Source organism: Blautia stercoris, assembly GCF_054657695.1.
Map to the genome: position 1 here is coordinate 452,115 of NZ_BAAHYF010000002.1, position 24,026 is coordinate 476,140.

General features: G+C 38.9%; 22 protein-coding genes. 17 read left to right on the forward strand and 5 right to left on the reverse strand.

Going from position 1 to position 24,026, the window contains the following annotated elements:
• Positions 1-65 precede the first annotated feature (65 nt).
• The 8 genes from ACYQ2D_RS11875 to ACYQ2D_RS11910 all read left to right on the forward strand — a co-directional run bounded on the left by ACYQ2D_RS11875 (position 66) and on the right by ACYQ2D_RS11910 (position 8,416).
• Complete coding sequence (locus tag ACYQ2D_RS11875) at positions 66-1,289, forward strand: N-acetylmuramoyl-L-alanine amidase family protein (protein WP_459785552.1); 1,224 nt, start codon at positions 66-68, stop codon at positions 1,287-1,289.
• A 366-nt stretch (positions 1,290-1,655) separates the two neighbouring features.
• Positions 1,656-2,711, forward strand: coding sequence for a DctP family TRAP transporter solute-binding subunit (locus ACYQ2D_RS11880; RefSeq protein WP_459785553.1), 1,056 nt, complete (start codon positions 1,656-1,658; stop codon positions 2,709-2,711).
• A 12-nt stretch (positions 2,712-2,723) separates the two neighbouring features.
• Entirely contained in the window at positions 2,724-3,188 is a 465-nt protein-coding gene (locus tag ACYQ2D_RS11885) for a TRAP transporter small permease (protein WP_459785554.1), read from the forward strand.
• Positions 3,189-3,194: 6 nt separating this feature from the next.
• Complete coding sequence (locus ACYQ2D_RS11890; protein ID WP_459785556.1) at positions 3,195-4,478, forward strand: TRAP transporter large permease; 1,284 nt, start codon at positions 3,195-3,197, stop codon at positions 4,476-4,478.
• Between the two features lie 153 nt (positions 4,479-4,631).
• The gene (locus ACYQ2D_RS11895) at positions 4,632-5,468 is read left to right on the forward strand and encodes a transketolase (protein ID WP_459785558.1); all 837 of its coding nucleotides are present in this window, start codon (positions 4,632-4,634) and stop codon (positions 5,466-5,468) included.
• A gap of 48 nt (positions 5,469-5,516) precedes the next feature.
• Entirely contained in the window at positions 5,517-6,476 is a 960-nt protein-coding gene (locus ACYQ2D_RS11900) for a transketolase family protein (protein ID WP_444147512.1), read from the forward strand.
• A 170-nt stretch (positions 6,477-6,646) separates the two neighbouring features.
• Complete coding sequence (locus ACYQ2D_RS11905; RefSeq protein ID WP_459785559.1) at positions 6,647-7,405, forward strand: SDR family NAD(P)-dependent oxidoreductase; 759 nt, start codon at positions 6,647-6,649, stop codon at positions 7,403-7,405.
• A 303-nt stretch (positions 7,406-7,708) separates the two neighbouring features.
• Positions 7,709-8,416 carry a FadR/GntR family transcriptional regulator gene (locus tag ACYQ2D_RS11910; protein ID WP_459785560.1) on the forward strand — a complete coding sequence of 236 codons (708 nt, stop codon included), beginning with the start codon at positions 7,709-7,711 and terminating at the stop codon, positions 8,414-8,416.
• 88 nt (positions 8,417-8,504) lie between these two features.
• On the opposite strand, the gene ACYQ2D_RS11915 is transcribed toward ACYQ2D_RS11910, so the two are convergent.
• The 3 genes from ACYQ2D_RS11915 to rpiB all read right to left on the reverse strand — a co-directional run bounded on the left by ACYQ2D_RS11915 (position 8,505) and on the right by rpiB (position 11,752).
• A complete protein-coding gene (locus tag ACYQ2D_RS11915) occupies positions 8,505-10,469 on the reverse strand; it encodes a sodium-translocating pyrophosphatase (RefSeq protein ID WP_459785562.1) in 1,965 nt (654 codons plus the stop codon).
• Positions 10,470-10,591: 122 nt separating this feature from the next.
• Positions 10,592-11,266, reverse strand: a complete 675-nt coding sequence (rpe, locus tag ACYQ2D_RS11920; protein WP_459785564.1) for a ribulose-phosphate 3-epimerase — start codon at positions 11,264-11,266, stop codon at positions 10,592-10,594.
• A 15-nt stretch (positions 11,267-11,281) separates the two neighbouring features.
• A complete protein-coding gene (gene rpiB, locus ACYQ2D_RS11925) occupies positions 11,282-11,752 on the reverse strand; it encodes a ribose 5-phosphate isomerase B (protein ID WP_459785565.1) in 471 nt (156 codons plus the stop codon).
• 319 nt (positions 11,753-12,071) lie between these two features.
• Between rpiB and ACYQ2D_RS11930 the strand changes: the two genes are divergently transcribed.
• A complete protein-coding gene (locus ACYQ2D_RS11930) occupies positions 12,072-13,754 on the forward strand; it encodes a phospho-sugar mutase (protein WP_022302708.1) in 1,683 nt (560 codons plus the stop codon).
• 111 nt (positions 13,755-13,865) lie between these two features.
• Here the strand turns inward: ACYQ2D_RS11930 and ACYQ2D_RS11935 are convergent, their stop codons facing one another.
• A complete protein-coding gene (locus tag ACYQ2D_RS11935; RefSeq protein WP_117456531.1) occupies positions 13,866-14,543 on the reverse strand; it encodes a GntR family transcriptional regulator in 678 nt (225 codons plus the stop codon).
• Between the two features lie 331 nt (positions 14,544-14,874).
• Between ACYQ2D_RS11935 and uxuA the strand changes: the two genes are divergently transcribed.
• Positions 14,875-15,957, forward strand: coding sequence for a mannonate dehydratase (gene uxuA / locus ACYQ2D_RS11940; protein WP_459785566.1), 1,083 nt, complete (start codon positions 14,875-14,877; stop codon positions 15,955-15,957).
• Positions 15,958-15,992: 35 nt separating this feature from the next.
• On the forward strand, positions 15,993-17,603 hold the full coding sequence (locus ACYQ2D_RS11945; RefSeq protein ID WP_117456533.1) for a mannitol dehydrogenase family protein: 1,611 nt from the start codon (positions 15,993-15,995) through the stop codon (positions 17,601-17,603).
• 67 nt (positions 17,604-17,670) lie between these two features.
• Here the strand turns inward: ACYQ2D_RS11945 and ACYQ2D_RS11950 are convergent, their stop codons facing one another.
• Positions 17,671-18,600 carry a 4Fe-4S dicluster domain-containing protein gene (locus ACYQ2D_RS11950; protein WP_117456534.1) on the reverse strand — a complete coding sequence of 310 codons (930 nt, stop codon included), beginning with the start codon at positions 18,598-18,600 and terminating at the stop codon, positions 17,671-17,673.
• Positions 18,601-18,764: 164 nt separating this feature from the next.
• Here ACYQ2D_RS11950 and ACYQ2D_RS11955 point away from each other — a divergent pair, with 164 nt between their 5' ends.
• The 6 genes from ACYQ2D_RS11955 (at position 18,765) to ACYQ2D_RS11980 (ending at position 24,026) form a co-directional block, all read left to right on the forward strand.
• Positions 18,765-19,694, forward strand: coding sequence for a LysR family transcriptional regulator (locus ACYQ2D_RS11955; RefSeq protein ID WP_372554899.1), 930 nt, complete (start codon positions 18,765-18,767; stop codon positions 19,692-19,694).
• A gap of 143 nt (positions 19,695-19,837) precedes the next feature.
• A complete protein-coding gene (locus tag ACYQ2D_RS11960; RefSeq protein ID WP_187558975.1) occupies positions 19,838-20,155 on the forward strand; it encodes a PadR family transcriptional regulator in 318 nt (105 codons plus the stop codon).
• Entirely contained in the window at positions 20,152-20,784 is a 633-nt protein-coding gene (locus tag ACYQ2D_RS11965) for a DUF1700 domain-containing protein (protein ID WP_459785569.1), read from the forward strand. Before ACYQ2D_RS11960 ends, ACYQ2D_RS11965 begins: the two co-directional genes overlap by 4 nt.
• Entirely contained in the window at positions 20,768-21,706 is a 939-nt protein-coding gene (locus ACYQ2D_RS11970; protein WP_459785571.1) for a DUF4097 family beta strand repeat-containing protein, read from the forward strand. The genes ACYQ2D_RS11965 and ACYQ2D_RS11970 overlap by 17 nt, the downstream gene beginning before the upstream one ends.
• A 120-nt stretch (positions 21,707-21,826) precedes the next feature.
• Positions 21,827-23,206, forward strand: a complete 1,380-nt coding sequence (locus ACYQ2D_RS11975) for an MATE family efflux transporter (RefSeq protein ID WP_459785572.1) — start codon at positions 21,827-21,829, stop codon at positions 23,204-23,206.
• A gap of 19 nt (positions 23,207-23,225) precedes the next feature.
• Positions 23,226-24,026 carry an MBL fold metallo-hydrolase gene (locus tag ACYQ2D_RS11980; RefSeq protein ID WP_459785574.1) on the forward strand — a complete coding sequence of 267 codons (801 nt, stop codon included), beginning with the start codon at positions 23,226-23,228 and terminating at the stop codon, positions 24,024-24,026.

Genomic DNA, 24,026 nt, shown 5'->3' on the forward strand with positions numbered 1-24,026 from the left:
ACGTTGGAAAACCTCAAAGAATATAGTACAATATAAGTACTAATAATCCGAGAGGAGGAAACGTTATGAAGAGAAAAAGATTAGGGGGATTGGCAGTTGCTTTAGCACTTGGATTGGGGGTCACTTCGGTTGTACCTGCACCGGTGGCAGCCGCCGCTGTGGAGGCTGGCTGGTCCGATGAAATGTCGACCGGTGAAGTGTTGCAAGGCGATGAGTGGACACAGGAAATTGTAACCAATTTTTACAGTGGAGAAATTCAAAAAGTAATCTATCGTAACTATGATAATGCACATACGAAGAATAAGCTTGAAAGCAAATGGGTTTATACAGCAAATGACAGGCGCTGGAGATGTTATAATAGTGATGAGCCGAATGCAGTGCCGGATACGCTGGACACCGGAACATACATGGTAGGGCTCAGATATGAATATGAATTCGGAGAGATTCCTTTAAGATATTATCTTCGTGCAGATTATAATGATCGAACGGCAGGAATTCCAGAAGGAGGGTACTATCTTGTATGGTCAGATGGAATGACAGGAGAAGACAGCTATCATTATTTTATGAAAGAGGGAGACTATGATAATGATGAAGGATTCCCGATTGAAGGGCTTGAAGTTCCATCGGAATACATGTCTTATGAAATGCTTGAAATTGAAATAGATGGAGTTAATCATACTTATGTCTTAGATGATTCGGGAGTGCCACTGAAAAATTACTGGTATTGGGATATTTATGATCAAGCTCATTATTTTGATGAATATGGAGATATGGCTCGGTACTGGAATTATATCTATGACTCCTACTACTGGTTTGGTAATGACGGTGTGATGAAAACTTACTGGCAGAAAGTTTATGGTAAATATTACTGGTTGGCAAGTGATGGAGCGATGAGAACCTGTTGGCAGAAAGTATATGGTAAGTATTACTGGTTAGGACACTCCAATGATGGAGCGATGAAGACCGGATGGCAAAAGGTCTATGGCAAATATTATTGGCTCGGACATGCAAATGATGGAGCGATGAAGAACGGTTGGCAGAAAATTTATAACAAATGGTACTATCTTGGAAGAGCAAATGATGGAGCAATGAAGACCGGATGGCAGACCATTGGAGGAAAGAAATATTATCTTGGCGGAGCAAATGACGGAGCAATGAAGACCGGATGGCAGACCATTGGAGGAAAGAAATATTACTTTGGCGGAGCAAATGACGGAGCAATGAGAACCGGATGGCAGACTATTGATGGAAAGAAATATAACTTTGGTTCCGATGGTGCATTAAGATAGCAAATTAGAACGTAAAAAACAAAAAGAGATTTGCCATGGCAGAGATGCCATGGTGAATCAATATGATGATTGGATTAACATAATAATATAAGAAAGAAGATTTGTGAAGAATTTCTCGAAGAAGAGACCTCTTTCAAAGAATTTTTTTAATGAATAAAGATATAACGCAATGTAGGATGTTATACATAGGTTATAATGCGCAAAAATGAGAAATGAATTTTAGGTATTATGCCGAAAAGCATTGTTAAAAATTTGATTATATTGACATTTTCGTGAAATGTGGTATGATTAAGTCATGAAATCAATGGAGAACATTCTACATTGGACATAACGGAGAAGGTATTAACAAAAAAGGAGGTATGGTGGTTGAAGCAATTTAAACGAATACTTGCAGGACTAACAGCAGCAGCAGTGTTCACAACAAGTTTCACAACGGCTGTATATGCAAAGACGACCAAGGAAACAAAGGTTGAATATCCGAAGTTAAATTTATCATTCGCAGTAAACGGAACGGATACTCAGATTGATACTAAGGTTGGTCAGTATTTGGCAGAATTGGTTTCTAAGAAATCTGGAGGGAATATTACAATTGATGTATTTCCAAATGATACGCTGGCAGGGGGAAATGCTACAAAAGGAATCGAATATGTCTGTGCGGGGGCAACAGATTTAGCAGCTTATGCGACCAGTACATTATCAGCAATTGATCCAAAATTAAACATAGCAACAATGCCGTGGACATTTGCTGATTATGATGAAGCAAAAGAGATTATCAATACAACTGGTGGAGATTATTATGAAAAGCGGTTGGCAAACAAGAAGCTGACTTATCTGGGAGCATTTCATAATGGATTTCGTCAGTTGACAAACAGTAAACATTCGGTAAAAGAACCAAAAGATTTAAAAGGTTTAAAAATCCGTATTCCAGGTTCTAAAATTTATATGGAATTCTGGGAAGCAATCGGTGCAAGTCCGACAGCCATGAGCTGGTCAGAAGTATTTACCGCAATTCAGCAGGGAACGATTGATGGTCAGGAGAATGGAGCTCCGATTACCAAATCAGCAAAAATGTATGAAGTGCAGAAATATATGACGGTATGGAATTACGCTTATGACTGTGACCTGATTATCTGTAATACGAAAGTCTGGGACAGCATGGATAAAAATACACAGAAACTGTTACGGGAATGTATTAAAGATGCCTGTGACTGGGGAAATGAAACAATTGAAACCGAAGAAAAAGAAATCATCAGTGAATTTATCAAAGATGGAATGCAGGTGGAATATTTATCAGAAGGACAACTTGTTCCGTTTAAAGAACTGATTGAAAATTCCATGAATCAGTTAAAAGCAGAGTATGGAAAAGAAGCCTGTGAGGCATTTGGCATCAGCACAGATGGTGTGAAATTCAAGAAGAAATAGGAGGCATGGAGCGTGAAATTTATAGAGAAATTTGAAAAGTTTGTTGCTTGTGCCTGTGTATCAGTGATGGCGGTTCTGGTATTTGCAAATGTAATTGCACGATTTGTTTTTAACAGTCCACTTGCAGTTGCAGATGAGATGTCCTGTTATCTGTTTGTTTTAATGAGTTTTATGGGAACTGCGATTGCAGCCAGAAAAAAAGCTCATTTAGGGCTTACAATTGTAACGGATAAACTTTCACCGTCAGTAGCAAAGAAAGTACAGGTATTGATGTACATAATCGCAGCAATCTTCTGTCTGTTAATTATCATCTTCGGGGTGGAGATGGTAATGAGTCAGTATTCCTTAGGTCAGGAAACAGCGACAATGCAGTGGCCGGAGTGGATTTACGGATTGTTTGTACCAATTGGTGCAGCGTTTGCAATGATTGCATTTTTAAGTGTAGCAGTAGAAACAGCAAGAACAAAGGAGGAATAAAAAGAAATGGTTGGTATTGTTTTACTTGGAGTATTTGTCCTCCTGCTGGCATTTGGCGCACCGATTGCGGTCTGTCTGGGAATGTCAAGTGTGGCTGCAATTTTAGTACAGGGAGCTGGAAAACCACTGGTAGCGGTAATGTCAGTATTACCTCGAATTTGTTCCGCTTCAAGCAGTAAATTCGTATTATTAGCGATTCCGTTTTTTATCATTTCAGGTAATGTTATGGAAAAAGCCGGTATTTCAGGACGGTTGATTAATCTGGCTGAGAAATGTCTTGGACATATTAAAGGTGGAATGGCAATTGTCTGTGTAGTTGTATCCTGCTTCTTTGCAGCAATTTCCGGTTCTGGTCCGGCAACGGTAGCAGCGTTGGGATTGATTATGATTCCGGCATTAGTGAAAGCAGGATATCCGGCAGCATTTTCCTGTGCACTTATGGCAGCGGGTGGAGCAATTGGTGTAGTCATTCCGCCATCTATCACATTTGTAGTATATGGCTCAATTGCTGACGCATCTATTACAGATTTATTTAAAGCAGGTATGGTTCCCGGTCTTGCAATGGGAGCAGGCTTGATTATAGTAGCTTTAATTCTCGGAAGAAAATGTGATTTAAAGGTGTCTCCAAGGGCTTCTAAAGAAGAGCGTTTAAAAGCATTTAAAGATGCCTTCTTCGGACTGATGATGCCGGTTATCATTCTTGGTGGAATTTACGGTGGTATCTTTACACCGACAGAAGCAGCAGCTGTCTCTGTATTTTATGGATTGTTTGTCGGAATTTTCATTTATCGTGAAATCGATGTGAAAAAAATGATTGATATTATGGTAGATTCCTGTTCAACAACAGCAACCGTTATGTTTATTACAATGGGCGCATCACTGTTTGCTTATGTATTAACCCGTGCAAGAATAGACCTGGCAATTAAAGATGTGATGTTATCAATAACCGGTGGAAACTGGATAATCTTCTTTATCATTGTAAATATTGTACTTCTGATTGCAGGATGTTTCTTAGATTCTACATCAGCATTATATATTTTTACACCACTCTTTGCTCCGGTAGCAATTGAGCTTGGAATTAATCCAATTCATCTTGGCGTGGTTATGATTGTAAATCTTGCAATTGGTCTGTTTACTCCTCCGGTTGGTGTAAACCTGTATGTCGCCTGTGGAATCGGAAAGATATCGATAGAAGATATTTCAAAAGGTGTTATCTCCTGTCTGATAGCAATGTTAATTGTATTATTACTTGTAACTTACATACCGGCAATTTCGCTGATGTTTGTTTAACCAAATCAAGGAAGTCTCCTTGACGAAAAACAAAATAAGGTAACAGATATGATTGGGCTTGACAAGTGGAAGAGTCAGTCCAGTCATATAAAAACAATATAAACATCCTACGTTGAACTATCAACATAACAATTTTAAAATGAGGTGAAAGTAATGAAAGATGTATCTATGAAAGAATTAAAAAACACTGCAACTCAAATGAGGATGAAAGTTGTTGACATGATTTATAAAGCAAAATCTGGACATCCAGGTGGCTCATTATCAGCAGCAGATTTTGTAACTGCATGTTACTTTAAGTATATGAATATTGACCCGAAAAATCCAGGCTGGGAAGACCGTGACCGAATGGTTCTTTCAAAAGGTCATGTATGCCCGATTCAGTATGCCTGCCTTGCGACACTGGGATATTTTCCGGAAGATGTATTGGATACGCTTCGTAAAGAAGGGTCTATGCTTCAGGGACATCCTTCTATGAATAAATGCCCGGGTATTGACATCTCAACAGGTTCTCTTGGACAGGGACTTGCCTGTGCAGCCGGTATGGCACTTGCAGGAAAAATCAACAAAAAAGATTATAAAGTATTTTGTGTGGTAGGAGATGGAGAAACTCAGGAGGGTGAAATCTGGGAGGCTGCAAATACAGCACATAAATATGAACTGGATAATCTGATTGTATTCGTTGATTTTAATAACCTTCAGATTGATGGTACTTGTGACCAGGTAATGCCGAATGGAGATTTGGGTGAAAAATTTAAGAGTTTTGGCTGGGAAGTGTTAGAAATTGACGGACATGACATGGAAGAGATTTGCGCAACCCTTGATAAATGCTATGCTTCCAAAAACGGAAAACCAAAATGTATCTATGCACACACAATTAAAGGAAAAGGTGTTTCTTACATGGAAAATTCCTGCTCATGGCATGGAACTGCACCAAATAAAGAAGAGCGTGACCAGGCATTTGAAGAATTAAATGCACAGCTGATTCCGTAAACTTCAGTAAACGAGATTTAGTTAAGATAGATTCAGGAGGATAGAAAAATGAGTGAAGAATTAAAAAAGATTGCAACCCGTGATGGTTTTGGGGAAGAAATATTAAAACTCGGTCTTGAAAATCCGGAAATTATGATTGTAGATGCAGATATCGGAAAAAGCTGTAAAACAGGAGCATTTCGTAAAGAATTGTCTGCAGAATATCATGAAGACAAAAATCAGTATGTGAACGTAGGAATCGCAGAGCAGAACGCAGCAGGTGTGGCAGCAGGTCTTGCAACTTGCGGAAAAATTCCGTTTGTCGTAACTTATGCAGTATTTGGTTCTCTTCGTATGTGTGAGATGATTCGTCAGGAAATCTGCTATACAAACTTAAATGTAAAAATTGCGTGCTCACATGGTGGAGTTACACCGGCAAATGATGGTGCATCTCATCAGGCAATTGAAGATATGGGCGTGCTTCGTTCTATTCCAAATATGACTGTTATGATGCCGGCGGATTATGTTTCAGCAAAAAAACTGACACGTGCAGCAGCAGAGACAGACGGTCCTATGTATCTTCGATTCACCCGCGATGCGATTCCTCAGATTTATGATGAAAGCGTAGAACTGGTAATCGGAAAAGCACATCAGATTCAGGATGGTAAAGATGTAGCAATTATCGCAAATGGTGATACTGTTCGTCTGGCAATTGAAGCAGCAAATCTGTTAGAGGAAAAAGGAATTTCTGTAAGAGTACTGGATATGCATACAATTAAGCCATTAGATGTAGAAGCAGTAACTGCCTGCGTAAATGAAATTGGAAAAATTATTACAGTAGAAGACCATAATATTATGAATGGTTTAGGATCAGCAGTATGTGAAGTTGCAGCAGAGCTTGGAAAAGGAATTGTAAAACGTATTGGTATTCAGGATCAGTTTGGTCAGTCTGCTCCTTATGAAAGACTGCTGGCAATCAATGGAATCACAGTAGAAAATATTGTAGAAACAGCAGAAAAGATGCAGTAATCCATTACATCGGTGAGTGACAAAATTTACCTTTGATACTCACATCATCAGTATAAACTGATAAAAAAGCTCATAAATCACCCTTATAAATATGAGACAGGGAAATGTAAAAAATGCATTTCCCTGCAAAAAAAATAAGAAAGTCCCAAAAAGACAAGGAGGAAATTAATATGTTAGATTTTACAAATCAGGTAGTTGTTGTAACAGGTGCAGGTTCTCCAAAAGGAATTGGACGTACAATTGCTCATACATTTGGAAAGCAGGGAGCAAAAGTAGTTATTTGTGATATCAATCAGGAAGGTCTTGACGCAAACGTAAAAGAAATGCAGGAAATGGGAATCGAAGCAGCAGGATTTGCGGCAAACTTAACTGACCCGGAAGCAGTAAAAGAACTGGTTAATAAAATTGTTGATAAATATGGTCGTATTGATGTTTTAGTTAACAATGCCGGAATTTCCCAGAAAGTTACAGTTGCTGATATGACTTTAGAGGATATCAAACGTATCTTTAACGTAAATATGTTTGGTCTGTTTTTAATCACTCAGGCAGTATGTGAAGTAATGAAAAAACAGAAATACGGTCGTATTGTTCATTTATCAAGTGTATCAGGAAAACGTGGAGGTGGAATCTTCGGCGGAGCTCATTACTCAGCATCCAAAGCAGCAGTTCTTGGATTTTCTAAAAACCTTGCACGTGAAGTTTCTGAATATGGTATTACAACAAACTGTGTATGCCCAGGTCTGATTAATACAGAAATCTGGAAATCCTTACCAAAGGAACAGGCTGACGCTGTAATTGCAGGAATTCCTATGGGACGTCCTGGAGAAACACAGGAAGTTGCAAATGCAATCGTATTCCTTGCTTCTAAAGAAGCTTCTTATATTACTGGAGAAGAAATTGATATTAACGGAGGTTCTCACATGGATTAATGCCATGAATCCATTGAACATTCTCATTCATTCCTACTAAAATAAATTGAAAAAATCATAGAAATAATAAAAGTCCATTGATGCAACTTGCCATTGCATTCATTCCCAAAACCGGTCAGTCAGAAAATCCGATTAATCTGACTGACCGGTTTTATTATCCTATTATCCGATTAAAGTCTGATATGAATATCAAAAATTTTGGTTTACATCACGAATAAATTAGTTGTTTTATCGAACTGTAACAGGTATAATAGAATGAACAACATCCAATGTTACACAAAAACGAGGAAAGGAGTATGAGCGATGCCTGAATACTTAAAAAAAATTAACCGGTCATCGGTTGTACAGCGTGTAATTGACCGTCTTACACAGGCGATGCTGAGTGGGGAATTAAAACCGGGAGATAAGATTCCTACAGAAATGGAGCTGTCGGAGCAGCTGGGAGTGGCACGCAACTCCATACGTGAAGCAATAAAGATTCTGGTTTATATTGGGGTATTAGAAATTAAAAGAGCAGAAGGAACTTTTGTATGTAATGGATTCTCAGAAAGCCTGATTGACCCAATGATTTATGGAATTATCTTGAATCAGCAAAATGAGCAAGAACTGCATGAATTAAGAGCAATGGTAGAGACAGGTGTGATGCGTCTTGCTGTTGAAAAATGCAGTGAAGAAGAGATTGCACAGCTGAAAGAAAGAATGATTCATTTAAGAGAAACAATTATGGTAGAACATCCGGATGTAGATGCTGTATTTGAGGCAGATAACGAGTTTCACGATGCAATCACAGATATGGGACATAACTCTATGATTTCTAAAATAAACGCGATTACGCGCGTTCTCACATATTCTACGAGATACGAATCAGTAAAGGGAATGTTAGAGTCCGGAAGGAAAGAAGAATTGTATGAAGCACATGAACGAGTGTATCAAATGATTGAAAATCGCCAGAAAGAGGGTCTGCATCAGTCTGTAGAAGCAACTTATTTTTTAAATGCAGGTAAAAAATAAGAAGACAAAACACAGTAAAATAAAACACAATAAAAGGATATCCCTTGTCGCCTTGGGATATCCTTTTTCAATATAGACTTACATCAGATTATAAGAATAATGGAGTAAATACAACAGCAACAATTGTCATAAGTTTAATCAGGATGTTGATAGATGGTCCTGAAGTATCCTTAAATGGATCGCCGACAGTATCACCGACAACAGCTGCTTTATGAGCCGGACTTCCTTTTCCGCCATGGTGTCCATCTTCGATGTATTTTTTGGCATTATCCCATGCACCACCGGAGTTTGCCATGAAGATTGCCATTAAAACACCGGTTACAAGAGCACCGGCAAGCAGTCCGCCAAGTGCAGAAGAACCAAGAATGACTCCACATAAAAGAGGAGCAGCAACTGCCATCAGACCCGGAAGCATCATTTCTTTTAAGGCAGCCTGAGTAGAAATTTCCACACAGGAAGAATAATCCGGTTTGCCTTTTCCTTCCATGATACCAGGAATGGTTTTAAACTGACGGCGAACTTCTTCAATCATTTTGTTTGCTGCTTTGGAAACAGAATCCATAGTCATAGCAGAGAATAAAAATGGAAGCATGCCTCCAAGGAAGAGTCCGACGATAACCTGTGGATTTAAGATATCAATGGATTCCAGTCCGACTGCTTCTGAATAAGAAACAAATAAGGCAAGGGCAGTCAGGGCAGCAGAGCCGATAGCGAATCCTTTTCCCATAGCTGCGGTTGTATTTCCGACAGAGTCAAGTTTGTCTGTAATATTACGAACAGAATCTTCTAATCCGGACATTTCTGCGATACCACCGGCATTATCAGCGATTGGACCATAAGCGTCAATTGCGATTGTGATTCCGGCTGTGGAAAGCATACCGACTGCGGAAAGAGCAATTCCGTACAGTCCACAGAAATGATAGGAACATAAAATACCAATTGCGATAAAAAACAGTGGAAGCATAGTGGAACGCATACCAACAGAAAGACCACTGATGATTGTGGTAGCAGAACCGGTTTCTGACTGGGCTGCAATTCTCTGAACCGGTTTATAATCGCCGGAAGTATAATATTCTGTCATAATACCGATTAACAGTCCGACAATCAGACCACTGATGATAGCGAGTGCTGCTTTCATATCACCAAAGAATACCTTACTTAGTACAAGTGAAAGAACTAATACAACGGCACTGGAACCATAAGTTCCGGCTTTTAATGCTTTTCCTGGGTCTGCATTTTTGCTGGCTTTTACAAAGAAAGTACCGGCGATCGATGCAAGGATTCCAAATGCAGCAAGTGCAAGCGGGAATACGGCACCCGGTTCTTTGAAGTAGATGACACCAAGAGTAATTGCAGATACAAGAGAGCCGACATAAGATTCAAAAAGGTCAGCCCCCATACCGGCAACGTCACCGACGTTATCACCAACATTATCAGCGATAACAGCAGGGTTACGAGGGTCATCTTCCGGAATACCGGCTTCTACTTTACCAACAAGGTCAGCTCCAACATCCGCAGCTTTGGTGTAAATTCCTCCACCTACACGGGCAAATAAAGCGATGGAAGAAGCGCCAAGCCCAAATCCGGAAATGACACCGGTATCTTTTGTAATTAAGTAGACAATGCTGACACCAATCAGACCGAGTCCGGTCACGCACATTCCCATAACAGAACCACCGGAAAATGCGATGGATAATGCTTTTGGCATACCGGATTCTTTTGCGGCTCCGGCAGTGCGGACGTTTGCTTTTGTGGCAACCTGCATGCCGAAATAACCGGCAGCAGAAGAGAACAGTGCACCTAAAAGAAAGGCACAGGCAGTACTCCAGCTTTTTAAAGCAAAGCCTAAAATAAAGAATAAAAGTGCAACGAAGATAATGAGAATACGGTACTCTGCCATTAAAAAGGCCTGTGCGCCTTCATGAATGTAAGAAGCGATTTCCTGCATTCTCTGATTTCCTGCATCCTGCTTTTTGATATTGTTTGAGAGTGTAAAAGCAAAAAGCAGGGCAAGGACACCAACGATTGGTGCGAGATAAATCATGGTTTCCATAAGTCTCCTTTCTGTTTTGTATGGCAGAATTTTTAATTTTCTCTGTGTTCATGAGCAAGTAGCAAAGTGGATTGCGAATGTCCGTTTTGTTCAGAGTAAAAGCCATACAAGAATAAATAACATCAGTAAGTTTGATATTGGTTTAAGATGTTAAGATAATGTGTTACGTTTTCTTCTGCGTTTCCCTTAAAAACAGCAGAGCCTGCAACCAGAATATTTGCTCCGGCTTCCAGTACAGTATGAATTGTAGAATCATTTACACCGCCATCAACCTGAATATCAATTTCTTTTCCGGTACTTAAAATCCGATTGCGAAGAGTTTGTATTTTTTCGGTCGTTTCAGGAATATAGGTCTGCCCTCCAAAACCAGGATTAACTGTCATGAGAAGCACCATATCAAGGTCATTTAAAATATAGTCTAAGACATTAAGTGGTGTTGCAGGATTTAATGCGACAGCAGCACGAATATTGTGTTTTTTGATTTGCTGTATGGCACTGTGAAGATGAGTACAGGACTCAGCATGAATGGTAATACTGTCCGCACCACATTTGGCAAATTCTTCGATGTAACGCTCTGGATTTTGAACCATTAAATGAACGTCAAAAAAGCAGTCATGTTCTTTTCGAATGGAGCGGATAACGGGCATCCCGAAAGAAATGCTTGGAACAAACATTCCATCCATTACGTCGATATGAAGATACTGTGCCCCGGCTTGTATTACACAATTAATATCTTCTCCGAGATGATTGAAATTAGCAGATAGAATAGATGGAGCTAAAATATTATTTCTTTGCATAGTTATCACCTCATTCTATTTGATTTCAGCATCAGAATATCCATAATCTTCTTCAATTTTGCTGATTAGTCCAACTCGTCTTTCATGACGGCCACCAAGAAATTCAGAGTCAAAGAATGCATCGCAAATCATTTTGGCGAGTTCCTCACCAACAACGCGTGCACCCATTGCAACAATCTGACAATTGTTATGTTCCGCAATCATTTTTGCAGTATAAGGTTCACTGCAGACTCCGGCACGAATTCCAGGGACTTTGTTAGCGGCAAGAGAAATACCTACACCCGTTCCGCATACAAGTACCCCCTTATCAATGTCTCCACGGCGGATTGCTTCGGCTACCGTTCGTCCGGGAACAGGATAATCCACCTTTTCCTCCGGACTGTATGCGCCATAATCGACACACTCAAATCCTCGTTCTCTTAGATGCTCGAGCAGGCAGTTTTTCAAGCTAATCGCAGCATGGTCACTTCCAAATCCAATTTTCATGATAAAAACCCTCCTTTTTTACTAGATGCACTTTTGGAATCTTTAATATATTCAACATCCTACATAGTATCTTATAGCAAAAAAATACCATAAATATAAGAAATAGTCAATGGTTTTTAGGGGCTTTAAGGGCTTTTTGGGAGAACTTAAAAGTGTGAGAAAAAATAGAAAGCCAATAATCATTGTATATTTTGTCGAAAAAAGAGCACAAAAATAGGTGCAAAGTCCTCTGGTTTTATTGCGGTTTTACCAAAAATATGGTATAGTATAGTTACGTTTTATACATACATAAAAAATAGAATAGTAGGAGTGGTTAAAAATGTATCAAGAAGAATATGAACGCTGGCTGGCAGCAGACCTTGAAGATGCGGATTTGAATCCGGAATTATCAAAAATTAAAGGAATCGATGAAGAAATCAAAGACCGTTTTGCTGTAGCATTAAAATTTGGAACTGCAGGACTTCGTGGTGTACTTGGAGCAGGAACAAACCGCATGAACATTTATGTGGTACGTCAGGCAACACAGGGTCTTGCAAACTGGGTAAAAACACAGGGCGGAAATCAGACTGTGGCAATCAGTTATGACAGTCGTTTAAAGAGTGACGTATTTGCAAAAAATGCAGCAGGTGTACTGGCTGCAAATGGAATTAAAGTCAGAATTTATGACGCTTTAATGCCGGTACCGGCACTTTCCTTTGCAACACGTTACTATGAATGTAACGCAGGTATTATGGTAACCGCTTCTCACAACCCGGCAAAATATAACGGATATAAAGCTTATGGTCCGGACGGATGCCAGATGACAGATGACGCAGCTGCAATTGTATATGAAGAGATTCAGAAAACAGATGTATTAACAGGTGCCAAATATATGTCCTTTGCAGAAGGTGTGGAAGAAGGACTGATTCGTTTTGTAGGAGATGACTGCAAAAAAGCGCTTTATGAAGCAATCGAATCTCGTCAGGTTCGTCCGGGTCTTTGCAAAACAGCAGGTCTTAAACTGGTTTACAGCCCATTAAACGGTTCCGGTCTTGTGCCGGTTACTCAGGTATTAAAAGATATCGGAATTACAGATATCACAATCGTTCCGGAACAGGAATATCCAAATGGATACTTCACAACCTGCAGTTATCCGAATCCGGAAATTTTTGCGGCTCTGGAATTAGGATTAAATCTGGCAAAAGAAACAGGTGCAGACTTAATGCTTGCAACTGACCCGGATGCAGACCGTGTTGGTATTGCAATGAAATGCCCGGATGGCTCCTATGAACTGGTAACAGGAAATGAAGTTGGTGTACTGCTTTTAGACTATATCTGCGCAGGTCGTATCGAAAAAGGCACAATGCCGAAGAATCCGGTAGCAGTAAAATCTATCGTTTCCACACCACTTGCGGATGCAGTAGCAGAGCATTACGGAGTAGAACTCAGAAGCGTACTGACAGGATTTAAATGGATTGGTGACCAGATTGCACAGCTTGAAGAAGCTGGTGAAGTAGACCGCTTTATCTTTGGATTTGAAGAGAGTTATGGATATCTTGCAGGACCGTATGTACGTGATAAAGATGCTGTAATCGGTTCTATGCTGATTTGTGAAATGGCTGCATACTACAGAAGTATCGGAAGTTCCTTAAAACAGAGAATGGAAGAAATCTACGCACAGTATGGTCGTTACTTAAATAAAGTAGACAGTTTTGAATTCCCGGGCTTGAGTGGAATGGACAAGATGTCTGCATTAATGCAGGGACTTCGTGACAAACCACTGACAGAAATTGCCGGACATCAGATTGTCAAAGTAACAGACTATACAAAACCGGAAGAAACAGGACTTCCATCTGCAAATGTTTTAATTTACAAACTGGATAACGGTGAAACTGTTGTTGTTCGTCCATCCGGAACAGAACCGAAGATTAAGATTTATTACACAACACTTGGAAAGAATCTGGAAGAAGCAGAGGCTGAGAAGGAGAAATTAGCTAAAGCGTTAGAACCAATTATGAAATAATATGAAGAAATCATACTGCGTCATATCTTGATTATTGTTGATGTGCTAAAAACTTAATAGATAAAAAATAAAACAGAGGTGTATTGCTTAAAAACGATACACCTCTGTTTTTTATTTCGTGAAATATTCCGGATATTGTTTCATAATTTCCGTTTTTTCTGTCTGATATCGGGTCAAATGTCGGGTCATAAAAATTTCTGCCATTTCAGCATCTTTTCGTTTTAATGCATATAAAATATCTTCGTGATCCGGAATCGTTGATTTCGCATATCCGGATTTTGCTGCAAGTGCACGAAGCCGGTCAAAGTGAACCATCTGTTCTTCTACAAAATGATAGGACCACATTTTGCCTGCACATTCAAAAATAAGACGATGAAATTCATTGTCGATTTCAAGAAAACGGTCTCCGTCTTTGGTAGTCTGGCAGGCTTTCTGCTGTTCAATGTTTTGTTTCAGTGCAAGCAGGTAGTCATCTGTAATAGACTCACAGGCAAGTTTGATAACTGCTGTTTCCATAACAAGACGTACAAAACGGGATTCTTCGACAATTGCATAATTAATTTTAGAAATATAACTTCCTCTTTGTGGAAGAATTTCGACAAGTCCAATACGGTTTAATTCGATTAAAGCTTCACGAATCGGGGTTCTTGAAAGGGAAAGGGCAGAAGAAAGTTCATTTTCACTGACTGCACTTCCGGGCTGAAGTTCAACGTGGATAATGTTATATAAAAGAACCCGCATGGCATAGGATCTTGCTGTTTCAGAAGAATTTCTGTTAAGTATTATCATATAAAATACCCTCTCTTTGCTAATAGTAGAAATGATACCCTAATTTCTAATTATACGCTATGAAACTGTTTTTTACCAGATGAAAATTAGAGTTTGTTATCCTTTTAACAGCTTACATACTAGTATACTGAAAATCGAGACTTAAAGTCAATGGTTTAAACTGAAAATAAAAAAACTTGTACAAAATACACAGAAAAATAAAAAAATATATAGTGAAAATGTGAATTGAAAAAATTTTGAGTTTATACTACCATACTAGTATACGAGAAAAAGATACACATAAACTGAAAACATAAAATAAAAAATCAAAATGATAAGGAGAATGTTTATTATGGAAATGACAATGCGTTGGTATGGAAAAGAGTATGATACAGTTACATTACAGCAGATTCGTCAGAGCTGTTATGTAAAAGGAATTATTTCCACACTGTATAACAAAATGCCGGGAGAGGTATGGGAATTAGATGAAATCCTTGCACTGAAAAAAGATGTTGAAGATGCAGGACTTTTCCTCGCAGGTATCGAAAGTGTTAACGTAAGTGATGCAATCAAAACCGGCGGTCCGGACAGAGACAAAGACATCGAAGCATACATCAAAACATTAGAGAACCTTGGTAAAGCAGATATTCACATGGTATGTTACAACTTCATGCCGGTATTTGACTGGACAAGAACAGAACTTGACCGTATGAGAGAAGATGGAACAACCGTTCTTGCATATAATCAGGATGTAATCGACAGCATGGATCCTGAAAAAATGTTCGACGCTATCAAAAACAATATGAACGGAACTGTAATGCCGGGTTGGGAACCGGAACGTATGGAAAAAGTAAAAGAGTTGTTTGAACTTTACAAAGATATTGATGAAGAAAAACTGTTTGAAAACCTGAAATACTTCCTGGAAGCAATCATGCCGGTTTGTGACAAATACGACATCAACATGGCAATTCATCCAGATGACCCATCATGGAGCGTATTTGGACTTCCACGTATCATTTCTTCTCAGGCAAAATTAAAACGTCTGATTGAAATGGTGCCAAATAAACACAACGGTGTTACATTCTGCATGGGTTCTTATGGAACAAACTTAAACAACGATTTAGTTGCAACTGTTAAGATGTTAAAAGGAAGAATTCATTTCGCGCACATCAGAAACCTTCGTTTCAATGATGGAATGAGAGATTTTGAAGAAAGTGCTCATTTAAGCTCTGACGGAACATTTGACATGCATGCAGTTATGAAAGCTTTATATGAAACAGGATTTGAAGGACCAATCCGTCCAGACCATGGAAGAATGATTTGGGGCGAAAAAGCAATGCCAGGATACGGTCTGTATGACAGAGCACTTGGTGCAGCTTACCTTTGCGGATTATGGGAAGCAATCGAAAAAGAAGCAAAAAGCGCAAATAAATAATTATAGTAAATAAGAATAGAAAGGTGAAAATGAAGATGAAGCTGACATTAGACGGTATTAAAGATAAGAAAAGCTGGGAAGCAGCAGGCGTTGTGCTTCCATCCTATGATATTGAAAAAGTAAAAGAAGAAACAAAGAAATCCCCAGCTTGGGTACATTTCGGAATCGGAAATATTTTCCGTATCTTCATTGGTGGAATCGCAGATACTTTAATTTCCAACGGAGCTATGGACAAAGGTATTACCTGCGTAGAGACATTTGACTTCGATGTAGTGGACAAAATCTACGCTCCTTATGACAATCTGGTTCTGGGTGTTACCTTAAAAGCAGACGGAAGTACAGATAAAAAAGTAATCGCTTCTTTAACAGAGGCAATCAAAGCACAGTCTAATGTAGAGGCTGAGTGGAATCGTTTAAAAGAAATCTTCCAGAATAAAGACCTTCAGATGATTTCCTTTACTATCACAGAAAAAGGTTATGCATTAAAAGGCGCAGATGGAACTTATTTCCCATTCATCCAGAGCGATATCGACAATGGTCCGGAAAAAGCAGGTTCTGCAATGGCTGTTGTATGCGCATTGCTTCATGAACGTTTCAAAGCAGGAAAAGCTCCGTTAGCTGTTGTTTCTATGGATAACTGCTCTCACAATGGAGAAAAGCTGAGAAATTCTATTCTTACAATGGCAGAAGAATGGAACAAAAAAGGATTCGTAGAAGATGAATTCGTGGCTTACATCTCTGATGAAGCACAGGTATCTTTCCCATGGTCTATGATTGATAAAATCACACCAAGACCGGCAGAATCCGTATGCAAATCTTTAGAGGAACTTGGAATCGAAGACATTGCACCGGTTATTACTTCTAAGAGAACTTATATTGCACCATTTGTAAATGCAGAAGGACCGCAGTATCTGGTAATTGAAGACCGTTTCCCGAATGGCAGACCGGCTCTTGAAAAAGCAGGTGTTTACATGACAGACCGTGACACTGTAAACAAAGTAGAACGTATGAAAGTTACAACCTGCTTAAATCCACTGCATACAGCACTGGCTACTTACGGATGTGTATTAGGATATACTTTAATTGCAGACGAAATGAAAGACGAACAGTTAAACAAACTGGTTCATGAAATCGGTCCTGTAGAAGGTATGCCGGTTGTTACAGACCCGGGCATCCTTTCTCCGGCAGAGTTCGTAGACGAAGTTATCAACACTCGTATTCCGAATCCATTTATGCCTGATACTCCACAGCGTATTGCAACAGATACTTCTCAGAAAGTTGGAATCCGTTACGGAGAAACTATCAAATCTTATGTGGAAAAATACGGAGATGCAAAGAAATTAAAAGCAATCCCGCTGGCAATCGCTGGATGGTGCCGATATCTTCTTGGTCTTGATGACAATGGAGAAGCGTTTGAACTTTCCGCAGACCCAATGCTGGATGAATTAAAAGCAGAATTAAAAGGAATCGAATTTGGCAAACCGGAAAGCTACAACGGACAGCTTAAATCCATTCTTTCTAATGAAAACATCTTCGGAATTGACCTCTACAAAGCTGGTATCGGCGAACTGATTGAAGAAATCTTTGTAAAAGAGATTGCAGGTGTTGGTGCAGTAAGAGCAACATTAAAAGAATACTTAGCATAATTAAATTAATAGATTTAGCATAAAAAATCCCCCTGGGTTGTTTTTGGTAACAACCTCGGGGGATTTTTTACAGTTCACGTTTTAAAATTTCTTCTTTTCTGCTTAAGATGTCTCCGTTTAAAATTTCATTTTCTACATTCTCAAATCCAAGACGGTCTACTGTCAGTGCAAAACGTTCTCCCGGTTTTCCGTTTTCGCGGAAGAATAAGATGGTCTTTTCAATGATATCCATTGCTTCTTCTTTGGAAGTAAAGACTTTATTTAAGGCACGACCCTGTGAAATCTGTTTTCCCCAGCGTCCGCCAATGTAAATTTTAAATCCGTAAGTACCATCTTTAATGCTGTCAAAATGGCAGTTTCCAACACAGCGACCACAGTGGATACAGACCTTTTTATCAATGTTTAAGACACCGTCAACAACTTTAGCGGCACCGGACGGACATACTGCTTCGATGGCACATTTTTTACAGCCTTTACAAAGAGCTTTATCAAAGTTTGGAACTCTCTGACCAATGATTCCAAGGTCATTTAAATCTGGTTTTACACAATTATTAGGACATCCGCCAACGGCAATTTTAAATTTATGAGGAAGTTTTACTTCATGATATCCCTCATAAAAACGTTTGTGAATTTCCTCGGAAATTGCGAAAGAATCTAACAGACCATAATGGCAGGTGGTTCCTTTACAGGATACAACTGGGCGAACACGTGGACCGGTTCCGCCAACGGTTAAGCCTTCTTTTGCAAGATGAGCCTGAAATGCTTCTACTTTATCATAAGGGATGCCCTGAATTTCTACAGTCTGGCGGGTAGTGAAGGTAAGCACTCCATTTCCGAATTTTTCTGCGGCTTCTGTTAAACACTGAGCCTGAGCAGCGGAAATTTTTCCATTTACAGTGATAACCCGTGCAGAAAAGTTATCGGTTCCTTTGTTATTTAAGAAGCCAAGTCCTTTTAAACGTTTTTCTTCTTCTTTGCTGACAGTTAATGCTGACATTTTATTCCTCCTTGAGCTTTTTATGTACCAGTACAGCGTAAATATAGCAGCTGCTTAATATTCAATGTACCAGTTTTAATAACTATAATATAACACTTGTTGATGTATTTGAAAAATGATATTATTTTATAAAAATGATAGGTTTTACCTATAGATAAAAGGGAATGATAAAAACAATGACGATTCGATACCTTACGATTTTTTTGGCTGTTGCAGAGTATGGAACGATGAGTGCGGCGGCAAAACATCTTTATCTTTCACAGCCGACCGTCAGTCAGGCAATTCGTGAAATGGAACAGCATTATCATGGGTTATTATTTGAACGGTTTGGAAAGAAATTATATCTGACAGAGAGGGGAAAATTATTGCTTTCTCACGCAAGGGATTTGGTGAGCCGGTTTGAACAGTTAGATGAGTTGATGCTCAATCAGGGACAGAACGAACGATTTCGGCTTGGAACAACGCTGACAGTGGGAACATGCCTTGCACCGGCATTGATTGGAGAATTAGAACAGAGTCTGACGGGGCTTGAGGTGTATTCTTTTGTCAGCAATACGCATGAAATTGAAGAGAAATTATTGAAATCTGAACTCGATGCGGCAGTCGTGGAAGGAGAAATTCAGTCGCCGGATTTGGTTGTGATTCCGATTATTGAGGACTGTCTGGTACTTGGATGCGGAAGCCGGCATCCATTTTTTGAAAAAATTCAAATTTCAAATTCAGAATTAAATGGTCAGTGCTTTGCAATGCGTGAGCAGGGAAGCGGAACAAGACAGCTTTTTGAGGACTATGTGAAACGGCATCACATTTCAATCAAGGTAACGTGGGAGGCAAATTGTCCACGTACGATTATCAATGCAGTGATTTGGAATAAAGTGCTTTCTGTTATGTCGCTTCGTCTTTTAACACATGAGCTGGCGCATGAAAAAATTCGGGTGTTTTATGATGAAAAACAGGAATGGAACCGAAAATTTAAACTGGTGTATCATAAAAATAAATTTCTGACACCTGCGATTTATGAATTAGAAAAAATTTTATATCAGCATAAAGAAATGAAACTACCGAAAGAGTATGGGATTCTGGCTCATGAGTGAGCTGGAATCCTGTATTTTTGTTTGGGAAAGAATGTATATATAAAATTTTTACATATATATTGACAATACGATGCTCTGGTATTATACTATATATAAAATTTATATATATAAATATTTTACATATTAAAAAAGGAGATGATTGCATGTATTTTCCGGTTTCTGCTTTATTGATTGAATATCTGATTCTGACAATTGTGGAAACTCAGGACTCTTATGGATACGAAATCAGTCAGACAATTAAACTGGTGGCGGATATTAAGGAATCAACGCTTTATCCGATTTTGAAAAAACTTGAAAAGGCAGGATTTCTTACCACGTATTCACAGGAGTTTCAGGGAAGAAAACGAAAGTATTATTCGATTACCGAAAGTGGAAAAGAGCAAATCGAATATCTTAGTCATGAGTGGATTGCCTATTGCGATACAATTGACGGAATTATAGAGGGGAGGATTCGAAGTTGAGTAAAGAAGAGTATTTAAAACAGTTACAAAAATATTTGAAAAAACTTTCTTCGCAGGATTATGAAGATGCGATGGAGTATTTCACAGAATATTTTGAAGAGACAGACGAAGAGGGCGCAAAGGAGTTAATGAACGAACTTGGAACTCCAAAAGAAGCAGCAAGAGACTTGATTTCTAATCTTCTGGATAGGAAGTTAGAGGAGCAGGTGTCGGAATCCGAAACAACCAAAAAGTCATCGAAATGGAGTCTCTTTTGGATAGCCTGCCTTGCAATTTGTGCGGCACCGATTGGTGCACCGCTTGCAATTGCTTTCCTTGCAGTCGTATTATCATTGGTAATTTGTCTTGGAGTCATAGTACTATGTATTTTTATTTTTGCATTTTGTTTCTTTTTAGTCGGAGCAAAACTATTTATCCGGGGAATTTTAGCAATTCCGTTTTCCGTACCAGGATTTGCAATCATAAGTGGAAGCGGACTTTTCGTGGTTGGTCTTGGAATACTTAGCATTATTCTTGGTGTTGTGCTTGCAAAAGGGATTGGGTTATTATTCGTGAAACTGGCAAAATGGGTTTCAGGACGTTCAAAGAGATTTGGAAAAGGAGGAAGGATTCATGAAAATATGGATTAAAAATTGTCTTGCAGCAGGTGCGGGATGCGTTGTGGCAGGAGCACTTCTCTTTGCAGTTGGATTTTTGAACGGAGGAAAAAATTATGTGCTTGCCGCTGATTTAAACCAATGGAAAGGTTCGGCAACAAAAGAAGATTCAACTTATGGATTAGAAAAAACAAAGATAGATGATTATAGCACATTAAACGTGGATCTTTCTTCTTTAAACTTGCAGATTGTATCTTCTGATGATGATTCGTATTATATCAGTTATACGACTTCAGATTCAAAGGAAAAAGAACCGGTTTCTTATGATGTGAAAAATAAAATTCTTACGCTTAAAGAAGATTCAGACTCCAATTCTTATACACATATAGATATTGGATTTCTTACAGCATTCCTGTCAAAAGACAAAGACTTTACGACGGATGAAAATGTTGTAACATTATATGTTCCGGAGAATGCAAAATTTCAAAATGCAACGCTAAATAGTGCTTTGGGTAATATTTTGCTGAATCATGTCTGCTTTGAAAGTGGAACAGTTTCATCAGGTGATGGAGATATTTTTATTAAGAACAGCACATTAAAAGAGGTTGCTGTTTCAGCTTCTTTAGGTGATGTGAAAACTTATGATTCTAAGATAAGAGCTTGTAACTTTGAACTTTCCGATGGTGATTTCGTTGCAAAAGATAGTGAGTTTACTGGTGAAAATTCCATTTCCAGCAGCTTGGGAGATATCGATATTGAAGCAAAAAAAGAACAGCTTTTAGCACTTGGATTTGATGCATCTACAAGTCTTGGCGATATTGAGGTACCGGATTTTCTTGAAGGAAAGCTTCATGAAGAAGATGTGGATGAAAGCAGTTATCAAAGAAGTGGAAAAGATGGCAATCTGAAATTACAGGCAGATGACGGAGATATTGTGATTAAATTGAATAAGTAGTCAAAGAATCAGGCAGGAATTTTCCTACCTGATTTTTTGATTTTTTCTCCATTGTATTGCAATTTTTTGTATAGTATACTGATAAAGAGAAGTAAAAAAAGACGGGAGATGGAGATAAAAATGAAACAAAATAAATATGAAATTGATATGTGCAATGGCTCGATTATGGACAAATTGATTTCATTTTCTCTTCCACTTATGCTTTCCGGAATCTTACAGTTGATGTTCAATGCGGTGGATATTGTTGTGGTAGGAAGGTTTAGTGGAAGTTCCGCCCTTGCGGCGGTCGGTTCAACGACGGCATTGATTAATGTGTTTACGAATTTATTTATTGGAGTATCACTTGGGGCAAATGTGTTGGCTGCACGTTTTTATGCCTCAGGGCGACAAAAAGAAATGTCAGAAACAGTACATACTTCGATATTGTTGGCGTTGATTAGTGGAATTGCAATGGCGATAGTCGGACTGCTTTTTTCAAGGTGGGCGCTGGAACTGATGGGGACACCGGCGGATGTCATAGACCAGTCGAGTCTGTATATGAAAATCTATTTCTTAGGTATGCCATTTTTCATGCTTTATAACTATGGAGCAGCTATTTTAAGAGCTGTTGGAGATACCAAACGTCCGTTGATGTTTTTGATTATTTCAGGGGTTACCAATGCAATTCTTAACATGATTTTAGTCATTGTATTCGACATGGGAGTGGCAGGTGTTGCGATTGCGACAGTGATTTCACAGCTGATTTCCTGCGTTTTAGTGCTGTGGTGCCTTTATAAAACAGAAGGAAGTTATCAGCTTCGTTTTTCAAAATTAAGAATGAAAAAAGAGTATCTGAAACAGATTTTTCAGGTTGGAATTCCTGCAGGGGTGCAAAGTACGGTCATTAATTTTTCCAATGCACTTTTGCAGTCTTCCGTAAACTCATTTGGTTCAACAGCGATGGCCGGATATACGGCGGCAAATAATATTCTGGGATTTTTATATGCGTCAATCAATGCGGTGACACAGGCGTGTATGAGTTTTACAAGTCAGAATTATGGTGTAAATAAACCAAAACGAATGGATCGGGTTATGATGGACTGTGTTATTTTAAGTGTGGGAGTGTCACTGGTATTTGGATGCGGCGCTTATGCATTTGGTGGAGAAATCCTGAAAATTTATACGACGGACCCGGAGGTTATTGGCTGTGGTATGGAGATTTTAGCATTGACAACGGTGACCTATTTCTTATGCGGAGTGATGGATTTATTCCCAGGAGCACTTCGAGGAATGGGAGCGTCTGCTGTGCCGATGATTTTATCCATTATTGGTACCGTTGGAACAAGAATTGTATGGATTTTTGGGATTTTCCCATCCCATCGTTCTTTAAAAATTTTGTTTGTTTCCTATCCGGCATCCTGGATGCTGACTATTTTGATGCAGGCGGTCTGCTTTTATTTTGTAAGAAAGAAAGTGCATCGGGAATTAAAACAGCAGACAGTATTTGAGAATGATAGGTAAGACAGAAAGGAAAAAAACAATGAGATTAACAATGCTTGGAACCGGAAATGCACTGGTAACAGAGGTTTATAATACCTGTTTTGTGATAGAAAATGAAAACCAATATCTGCTGGTTGATGGCGGCGGCGGAAGTGAAATTTTAAAACGCTTAAAAGACGCTAAGATTTCTATTGCAGATATTCACCATATCTTTGTGACCCATAAACACATCGACCACATTTTGGGAATTGTATGGATGACTCGTATTATCTGCCAAAATATGCAGAAAGGTGCTTATGAAGGCGATGCATATATTTACGGACATGAGGAAGTGATTTCTTTAATTCAGGAACTTTCAGAGAAACTGCTTCAGAAAAAACAGACCGATTTTATCGGAAAACGAGTGCATCTGGTGGTGGTTACAGATGGAGAAGAAAAAGAAATCATTGGAAAGAAAGTGACGTTCTTTGATATTCATTCCACAAAAGCAAAACAGTTTGGTTTCTGCATGGAATTAGAAGAAGGACAGAAACTGACCTGCTGTGGAGATGAACCATACTGCGATTGGGAAGAAAAATACGCAAGACAAAGTAAATGGCTGCTTCATGAAGCATTTTGCCTGTATGGACAGCGAGATACCTTCCATCCGTATGAAAAAAATCACTCTACCGTAAAAGATGCCTGTGAGCTGGCAGAAAAATTAGGGGTGGAAAATCTGATTTTATATCATACCGAAGATAAAAATATCAAAGAGAGAAAGGTACTTTATACCGAAGAAGGAAAAGCCTATTATCATGGAAATCTCTATGTGCCGGATGATATGGAAGCGTTTGAATTATAA

Excerpts from the sequence above, each read along its gene's own strand:
- ACYQ2D_RS11875 (WP_459785552.1), top strand. The coding sequence starts at position 66 with ATGAAGAGAAAAAGATTAGGGGGATTGGCAGTTGCTTTAGCACTTGGA.
- ACYQ2D_RS11955 (WP_372554899.1), top strand. The coding sequence starts at position 18,765 with ATGATAAAAACAATGACGATTCGATACCTTACGATTTTTTTGGCTGTT.
- ACYQ2D_RS11890 (WP_459785556.1), top strand. The coding sequence starts at position 3,195 with ATGGTTGGTATTGTTTTACTTGGAGTATTTGTCCTCCTGCTGGCATTT.
- ACYQ2D_RS11975 (WP_459785572.1), top strand. The coding sequence starts at position 21,827 with ATGAAACAAAATAAATATGAAATTGATATGTGCAATGGCTCGATTATG.
- uxuA (WP_459785566.1), top strand. The coding sequence starts at position 14,875 with ATGGAAATGACAATGCGTTGGTATGGAAAAGAGTATGATACAGTTACA.
- ACYQ2D_RS11960 (WP_187558975.1), top strand. The coding sequence starts at position 19,838 with ATGTATTTTCCGGTTTCTGCTTTATTGATTGAATATCTGATTCTGACA.
- ACYQ2D_RS11915 (WP_459785562.1), bottom strand. The coding sequence starts at position 10,469 with ATGGAAACCATGATTTATCTCGCACCAATCGTTGGTGTCCTTGCCCTG.
- ACYQ2D_RS11910 (WP_459785560.1), top strand. The coding sequence starts at position 7,709 with ATGCCTGAATACTTAAAAAAAATTAACCGGTCATCGGTTGTACAGCGT.
- ACYQ2D_RS11950 (WP_117456534.1), bottom strand. The coding sequence starts at position 18,600 with ATGTCAGCATTAACTGTCAGCAAAGAAGAAGAAAAACGTTTAAAAGGA.
- ACYQ2D_RS11900 (WP_444147512.1), top strand. The coding sequence starts at position 5,517 with ATGAGTGAAGAATTAAAAAAGATTGCAACCCGTGATGGTTTTGGGGAA.
- rpe (WP_459785564.1), bottom strand. The coding sequence starts at position 11,266 with ATGCAAAGAAATAATATTTTAGCTCCATCTATTCTATCTGCTAATTTC.
- ACYQ2D_RS11930 (WP_022302708.1), top strand. The coding sequence starts at position 12,072 with ATGTATCAAGAAGAATATGAACGCTGGCTGGCAGCAGACCTTGAAGAT.
- ACYQ2D_RS11935 (WP_117456531.1), bottom strand. The coding sequence starts at position 14,543 with ATGATAATACTTAACAGAAATTCTTCTGAAACAGCAAGATCCTATGCC.
- ACYQ2D_RS11980 (WP_459785574.1), top strand. The coding sequence starts at position 23,226 with ATGAGATTAACAATGCTTGGAACCGGAAATGCACTGGTAACAGAGGTT.
- ACYQ2D_RS11945 (WP_117456533.1), top strand. The coding sequence starts at position 15,993 with ATGAAGCTGACATTAGACGGTATTAAAGATAAGAAAAGCTGGGAAGCA.
- rpiB (WP_459785565.1), bottom strand. The coding sequence starts at position 11,752 with ATGAAAATTGGATTTGGAAGTGACCATGCTGCGATTAGCTTGAAAAAC.
- ACYQ2D_RS11905 (WP_459785559.1), top strand. The coding sequence starts at position 6,647 with ATGTTAGATTTTACAAATCAGGTAGTTGTTGTAACAGGTGCAGGTTCT.
- ACYQ2D_RS11970 (WP_459785571.1), top strand. The coding sequence starts at position 20,768 with ATGAAAATATGGATTAAAAATTGTCTTGCAGCAGGTGCGGGATGCGTT.
- ACYQ2D_RS11895 (WP_459785558.1), top strand. The coding sequence starts at position 4,632 with ATGAAAGATGTATCTATGAAAGAATTAAAAAACACTGCAACTCAAATG.